The organism is Glutamicibacter sp. AGC84 (assembly GCF_053543575.1).
The window spans coordinates 53,728-61,134 of sequence record NZ_JBLVOC010000025.1; the positions used below are offsets into that span (position 1 = coordinate 53,728).

The following is a 7,407-nucleotide window of genomic DNA, read 5'->3' on the forward strand; positions in this document are numbered from 1 at the left end:
TGGGTACTGCCGCCGCTGACGGCTCGAACCATGAGGCCTGCCATGGCCTGCCCGCAGCAAACCAACACGTTCCCCGAGGTCCATGAAAAACAGCACGTCCCGCTTCGAAGTCCCCGTACTGCTGGGAACCCAGACGCTGTTCAATATCGGTTTCTACGCTGTGGTTCCTTTCCTTGCTGTAGTGCTGGCCAACGACTTCCTGCTGGCCGGCACCGCGGTGGGCCTGATCCTTGGCATCCGGACCTTCGCCCAGCAAGGGCTCTTCCTGGCCGGAGGCAGCCTGGCCGATCGCTTCGGTGCCCGGCGCATGATCCTCATTGGTTGCGCGGTGCGCGCCGCAGGGTTCTTCACGCTGGCGGCCTCGCTGTCCTACGGCGACCCGAAGCTCTGGTTGTTCATCCTCGGCACATTGCTCACCGGATTCGGCGGAGCGCTCTTCTCCCCGGGCCTGAGCATCCTGGTGGGCGCGGCCCAAACCGCGCGCGACAGGGGCCAGCCCACGGGAGCCAAACGGGCCTCGCTCTTCGCCTGGCTGAGCATCACCGGCGAAATCGGCGCGGTCACCGGACCGCTGGTTGGAGCAGCGCTGTGGGACTGGGGGTTCGCAACCGTTGCAGGCTTCGGGGCGATCTTCTTCATCGCCATTGGCCTGTTCCTCGCTGCGGCCTTGCGTCGTCCCGTTGCGGAAAGCACTTCGCGCGATCACCCGGTAAGCCCGGCTCCGCCGAAGCTCCAGCCCGGCAGCCTGCGCCGCTGCCTGGCGGACCGGAAGTTCGTGGCGTTCTGCGCCTTGCATGCCTCGGACTTGCTGGCATACAACCAGCTCTATTTAGCCATCCCGCTGGAACTGGAACGCACGGGCATGCCCACCCAGTGGCTGGGACTGGTTTTCGCTTGGATCTCCGTACTGACCTTGGGCTTGCAATTGCCCGTCGCATGGATCGCTGCACGGATCGGCGCGGCGGCGACCCTGCGTTGCGGATACTTCTGCAGTGCCTTGGGCTTTGGCGTGCTCGCTTTTCTCCCGGCCTCGGCCTTCGGCGAGCAGACTGGTCCGATTCGCATCTTGTGCGCGGTGACCCTGCTGGCCTTGGGGCATATGAGCGTGCATCCCACGGCCTTGTCATTGGTTCCCAAATTCGCCGGGCACCGGGCCACTGGATCCTATTTCGGCCTGCTCGCCAGCTGCGGCGGCCTTGCTGTGCTGCTCGGGAACATGCTGGTCGGGTGGCTGCTGGCACAGGCCGGCCAGGGTCTCATCCCCGGCTTCCTGCCTTGGCTGTTCCTCATGCTGCCCCTGGGCCTTGCTGCCTGGTATGCTGCATCGCTCGTGCGACGCTCAGCCATCCTTGCCCACGTAGCGTGAACTGCGACACATGACGCACTGTCCTCGCAGAATTTCCACGTGGCACCGCAACTTTGCACTACTCAGCTTCCACTCTTTCGAGGCATCGCGCGGGGGCTTTTCCTCCGGTTATCCCACCGGGTCATAATCAGCAAAACTAGGCAACTAATTAGGGTACGCTTACCAAGGCTCTAACGCATTAGATGCCAATCCATCACGTAATGCCGAAGGATTTCCATGAAACTTGGACGATTGAGCGCAGCCGCAGGATTCGCGGCCATTGCCCTCGCGCTGACCGCCTGCAGCTCCACCCCCGCCAGCTCCGCCCCGGAAAAAGCAGCGGACCCGGAAGCCCGCGTGGTCGTGGCCAATTTCCGCGCCCCGGTTTCCAATTGGGCGCTGGAAAGCGACGACGCCTACGTGCTCTCCATCGCCGGCTGCCTGGAAACCCTGGCCAAATACGACCAGACCACCAAAAAGGTCGAGCCGATGCTCGCTACTTCCTGGAAGCAGTCCTCGGACACCGAATGGGACTTCGAGTTGCGCAAGAACGTGCAATTCCAGGATGGAACGGCCCTGGATGCCGAGGCCGTAGCCGCTTCGCTCAACCACGTGCTCAAGGCCACCGCCCCGGCCCGCGCCGTGAACCCCAAGACCATCAAGAAGGTAGAAGCCCTCGACGCTGATACCGTGCGTGTCACCACCCCCGCCGCGGATCCGCTGCTGCCCTACCGCATGGCCAGCGTGAATGCAGGCGTGCTCTCCCCTGCGGCGTACACCGGCAAGGGCATCGATCCGATGAATCACTGCACCGGACCTTTCGCCCCGGTCTCCGAGAAGGCCGGGCAGTCCCTGACCTTGGACCGCAATGAGAATTACTGGGACGGCGAGGTGAAGCTGGCTGGCGGCGAAATCCGCTACATCACCGAAGGCGCCACCCGTTCCACCCAGGTGCAGACCGGCGAAGCGGACATCTCCATGTCCATCCCTGCCACCAGCCTGGCGGCCTTGGAAGCTGATGACAAGATCAGCGTGCTCAAGGCCGATTCGCCCCGCACCTCGACCCTGTACCTGAACAACTCGCGCGCTCCATTCGAGAACCTGGACCTGCGCAAGGCCGCCACCATGGCCTTGGATCTGCCGGCCATGGCCGCAAGCATCTACGAAGGTGCTGCTCAGCCCGCCACCGGGCCCTTCGCCCCGAGCGAAAGCTGGGCTAATACGGATCTGGCTGTACCGCAAGTGAATATCGAAGAAGCCAAGAAGCTGGTGGAAGCTTCCGGATACATGCAGGACAAGCCGCTGGAAATTATTGCGATCACCGAACGCGCGGAGTTCGCCGGGGTAGGCGCCATCATCCAGGAGCAGTTCAAGCAGATCGGCTTGCAGGCCAATGTGGTGACCAAGTCCTATGGCGCTGCGGAGCCCGATGTGCTGGCCGGCAAGTACGACATGATCCTCAGCCAGCGCAACCGGATGATCGACATTGCCGATCCGATCGGCTTCCTCCAGTCCGACTACACCTGCGAGGGCGGCTACAACCTGAGCCACTACTGCAACGAGGACTATGACAAGCTGGTCGGCCAGGCACTGGTGGAGAAGGATGAAACCAAGCGCCACGACCTGTACCGCAAGGCAGGCGATATCCTCGCCGAAGACGCCGCGAACGTCTGGCTGGTCAACGAGCAGGCTATCGACGGCGTGGGAGCCAAGGTCCAGGGCTACGTCCAGGACCCGCTGACCCGCTACGTGCTGACCAAGGATCTGGCGAAGACCAGCTAGCGTGTCACCTCTAGCCATCATGCTGCGCCGGGCCATTGGACTCGGCGCAGCAGTTCTGCTTTCATCCTTCGCGGTATTCCTGGTCCCCTTCGTTTCCCCCGGGGACCCCGTGCGGTCCTTGCTGCGCGCCCGCATGGACATCGGGGCCGCCGACGAGGCAACGGTGCAGGCCTACGCACAGCAATTCGGCCTGCACGACCCGATGCTGGTGCAGTTCGGACGGTGGCTGGGCCGGTTCGCCACTGGAGACATGGGCATCTCGCATATCAGCGGCACCCCGGTAGCCGACCAGGTGCTGCCGGCCATTGGCGTCACCCTGTCCTTGGCCGGCAGCGCGCTGGTGGTGGCCATCGCCGTGTCCATTGTCTTGGGAGTGCTGTCGGCCACCCGTGCCGGGAGGTGGCCCGATAGGCTGATCACCTCGGCGACCCATGCGTTGATTGCCATCCCCGAATACGCGCTGGCTCCGCTGCTGGTCCTGCTCTTCGCGGTGCGCTTCTCGCTGCTTCCCTCGGCCGGTTTCGAATCCCCGGCCTCGATGGTGCTGCCGGTCTTCATTCTGGCCTTGCGCCCCATCAGCTTCTTCACCGTCGCGGTGCGCTCGGGGGTGCGCCAGGCATTGGACTCCGAGCATGTGCTGGCCGCCCGCGCCCGCGGGCTGAGCAGCACCCAAGCCCTGGTTCGCCATGTGGTTCCCCACGGATTGCTGCCTTTGTGGACCATGGTGGGTGTCTGGTTTGCCGGGCTGCTGGGCGGGTCGGTCATTGTGGAAGTCATCTTCGCCATTCCCGGAATGGGCCGGCTGATCTTCGACTCCATCGTCGATGCCGATATCCCGGTCGCCCAGGGTGGCGTGGTGGTGGTCGTCACCTGTGCCGTACTGGTGACCGGAATCGTTGACCTGGTGCACAGGATCAGCGATCCCAATGTGAGGATTGGTGTACGACATGACTAGGAATCATTCCAGGGAAATCCTGTTTTCCCCTCCCGCGTTCATCTTGCTGGCGGTGGTCATCCTGACCATTGCCGCCCCGTGGATTTCCCCCTACAACCCCGACGCCCAGAACCTGGCGGACCGGTTGCAGGGACCCAGCCTGTCCCATCTGCTGGGCACCGATGCCCTAGGCCGCGACACCTTGAGCCGCGTGCTGCACGGTGGCCGGTTCTCGCTATCGGTAGCGCTGATCACCACGCTGTTCGCGCTGCTGGTTGGCACGGCACTGGGCCTGCTCAGCGCGGTGCGCGGCGGATGGCTGGATGAGCTCTTCCTGCGCGTAAACGACTTGCTGCTCGCGTTGCCCGAAATCGTGATTGCGCTGCTGATCATCGCAGTCATGGGTCCCGGATTCTTCACCATGGTGCTTTCCGTAGGCGTCGTGGCATGGACTCCCACCGCACGGTTGGTGCGTTCCATGGCAGCCCAGGCCTTATCCACCCACCATGTCGAAGCCTCCAGGCATGTCGGTGCTTCGCGCTGGTTCATCCTGCGCCACCATGTACTTCCCTTCGTGGCTGGACCGGTGCTGGCCCAGGCGGCATTGCGCTTCGGGCTGCTGCTGGTATTGCTCGGCTCCTTGTCCTATCTGGGCATCGGCGTCCAACCGCCGCAGTCCGACTGGGGTTCAATGCTGGCCGAAGCCCAGCCTCATGCCATCCGCTCCCCTTGGGGCCTGATTGCGCCGGGCGCGGCCATCTTCCTGGTCAGCTTCTGCGTCACCTTGCTGGGCAATCGAATCACCCACGTGCTGGGCGGGCAGGACGTGCTGGCCACCGAAGCCAAGGCGGAAGCCCATGACTAGAGAACTTGAATTCATTGATCTTTCGGTCAGCTCCGGCGATCAGCGATTGCTTTCCGAAGCACGCGGCGCCCTGCGAGCCGGCGAATTGGTGGCGGTTGTCGGACGTTCCGGTTCCGGCAAGACGCTGCTCACCAAGGCGATCATCGGCCTGCTGCCCCAGCAGCTGCGTGCCGAGGGCCAGATCCTGCTTGACGGCCAGCGCCTTGACCAGCTGGGCGAGAAGGCCATGGACTCGGTGCGCGGACGGCGCATCAGCATGCTGTTCCAGCAGCCCAAGCGCGTGATGAACCCGCGGCTGACCATCCGCGCGCATCTGCTTGAAGCCCTGGGAGCCCACGGCTGGGGCAAAGCCCGCCAGCACGAGCAGCAGGTACTGTCCTTGCTCGAAGAAGTAGGCCTGTCCCCTGCCCAGCAGATTGCCGGCCAGCGCCCGGACCAGCTTTCCGGCGGGATGGCCCAACGCGCCATGCTGGCCATCGCCTTGGCCGCTGACCCGGAGTTCATTTTGGCTGATGAACCAACGTCATCCTTGGACTCGATTCTCAAGGCCGAAGTGCTGCAATTGTTGCGCCGCAAGCAGCAGGAACGTGGCGTGGGCGTCCTGTTCATCACCCACGACATTGCCAGCATCCAGCACATTGCCGACCGCGTCGTGGTGGTCAGCGACGGGCAAATTGTGGACCAGTGCCCCACCGCGCACATCTTCTCCAAGGACCGCCATTCCAAGACACGCGAGCTGGTGGAAGCCAGCTTGCCTCCCCTGCGCACGCCACGCGTTAAGGATTCCGCATGCTTGCTGGAAGCAGTGGATGCGGGCAAGAACTACACGCGCCGCGCAAAGGGACCGGCAGCATTGAAGCCCACCAGCTTGCGCCTGCACGGCGGCCAGGTCCTGGGAGTGGTGGGCCGCTCCGGTTCGGGCAAGAGCACCTTCGCCAGGCTGCTGGCCGGGTTGGAAGAGCCGACGACCGGACGGATCATCAATACGCACCACAATGGCGAAGCGACGCGGGTGCAGGTCATTGCCCAGGAACCGTACTCTTCCTTCGATCCCCGGCTTTCCATCCGCACGTCGATGAGCGCGGCGGTGCACCGGCTGCCGGCAATCCAGGCCGGCGAACGCATGGCGCAAGCCATGGCCCAGGTGGGATTAGCCGAGCAATTACTGGATCGCCGGCCCGGCCAGTGCTCCGGCGGCCAGCTCCAGCGCCTGGCCATCGCGCGGGCGCTGCTGACCGACCCCCAGGTATTGATTTGCGATGAGTCCACCTCGGCACTGGATTCGGTAGCCCAGCGCCACATCCTGGACCTGCTGCTTGATTTGCGCGAGCGAATGGGGCTGAGCCTGGTGGTCATCTCCCACGACATGGACGTGATCCGCTACGTGAGTGACGACGTGGCAGTGTTCTACGAGGGCGAGCTGGTGGAGCATCGTCCGCTCAACGAGTTCCTGGGCAATGCGGAACACCAGCACAGCAAGGATCTCGTGACCGCACTGGATATCACTGCGGCGGTTCCTGCTGCCGGCTGATTTCTGCTCGCGTAAGAAAACCCGGAACTCTTGTGCCCTGACTTGGACCGCTTATAGATTGATGGACTATGACCGACAGTTCGCAGAAGAATCCGTCCATTACCCGCCGGTTGCCATTGCTGGCCCTATGCGCAGCCTTGTTCCTTGCAGGCTGTTCGGCTCCAGCCCCGGATTCCGGCGACGCCCAGGAGCCAGCTTCCGAGAGCACCCGACTGGCCAGCGTAGCTGAAGCCGGAACGCTGAAGGTCTGCACCACCGGGGACTACCGGCCGTTCACCTATCTTGACCCGGACACCGGGCAATGGTCGGGAATCGACATCACGATGGCCAAGAATCTTGCCGAGTCGATGGGCGCAGAGCCCGAGTTCATCCAGACCTCCTGGATGGACTTGATGCCGGACTTCCTCTCCGAATGCGATATCGCCGTGGGCGGAGTATCCATTTCCATGGAACGCGCCCAGCAGGCCTACTACAGCGAAGCCACCCTGGACGAGGGCAAGACGCCAATCACCTTGTGCGAGAACGTGGAGAAGTACGACACGGTCAAGGAAATCAACCAGCCCGGGGTCCGTTCCATCACCCCGATTGGCGGGACCAACGAGAAGTTCGCTGATGCGAACTACCCGAAGGGCGAGATCATCCGTTTCGAGGACAACAACAAGATCTTCGATGAGATCATTGCCGGGCGTGCCGATGTGATGACCACCGATGCCGCGGAGACCCGCTGGGTGGCCAACGAGCACCCCGAGCTGTGCGCGGTTCACCCGGATCAGCCATTCAATTTCTCCCAGAAGGCGTACCTGCTGCCGCTGGGCGATGACGAGTTCCAGGAATACGTGAACCAGTGGCTGAACATGGCCAAGAACGATGAAACTCTCGCGGCTGCCGAGAAGCCCTGGTTCGGATAGCCGCCGCCAGAACATGACAATAGGCCAGCGGCCCCCCCCCCC

At 63.4% G+C, this 7,407-nt stretch carries 6 protein-coding genes; all 6 read left to right on the forward strand.

The window, feature by feature from the left end:
* Nucleotides 1-82: 82 nt before the first annotated feature.
* The 6 genes from ACNPN0_RS14115 to ACNPN0_RS14140 all read left to right on the forward strand — a co-directional run bounded on the left by ACNPN0_RS14115 (nt 83) and on the right by ACNPN0_RS14140 (nt 7,365).
* Nucleotides 83-1,366, forward strand: a complete 1,284-nt coding sequence (locus tag ACNPN0_RS14115; RefSeq protein WP_426733302.1) for an MFS transporter — start codon at nt 83-85, stop codon at nt 1,364-1,366.
* A 216-nt stretch (nt 1,367-1,582) separates the two neighbouring features.
* Complete coding sequence (locus tag ACNPN0_RS14120) at nt 1,583-3,127, forward strand: ABC transporter substrate-binding protein (RefSeq protein ID WP_448937979.1); 1,545 nt, start codon at nt 1,583-1,585, stop codon at nt 3,125-3,127.
* Between the two features lies 1 nt (nt 3,128).
* Nucleotides 3,129-4,082, forward strand: a complete 954-nt coding sequence (locus tag ACNPN0_RS14125; protein WP_448937978.1) for an ABC transporter permease — start codon at nt 3,129-3,131, stop codon at nt 4,080-4,082.
* Nucleotides 4,075-4,926 (forward strand): ABC transporter permease, encoded by an 852-nt coding sequence (locus ACNPN0_RS14130; protein ID WP_448937977.1) that lies wholly within the window; start codon nt 4,075-4,077, stop codon nt 4,924-4,926. Before ACNPN0_RS14125 ends, ACNPN0_RS14130 begins: the two co-directional genes overlap by 8 nt.
* On the forward strand, nt 4,919-6,457 hold the full coding sequence (locus ACNPN0_RS14135; protein ID WP_448937976.1) for an ABC transporter ATP-binding protein: 1,539 nt from the start codon (nt 4,919-4,921) through the stop codon (nt 6,455-6,457). The genes ACNPN0_RS14130 and ACNPN0_RS14135 overlap by 8 nt, the downstream gene beginning before the upstream one ends.
* A gap of 68 nt (nt 6,458-6,525) precedes the next feature.
* Nucleotides 6,526-7,365, forward strand: a complete 840-nt coding sequence (locus ACNPN0_RS14140; protein ID WP_448937975.1) for a transporter substrate-binding domain-containing protein — start codon at nt 6,526-6,528, stop codon at nt 7,363-7,365.
* Nucleotides 7,366-7,407 lie beyond the last annotated feature (42 nt).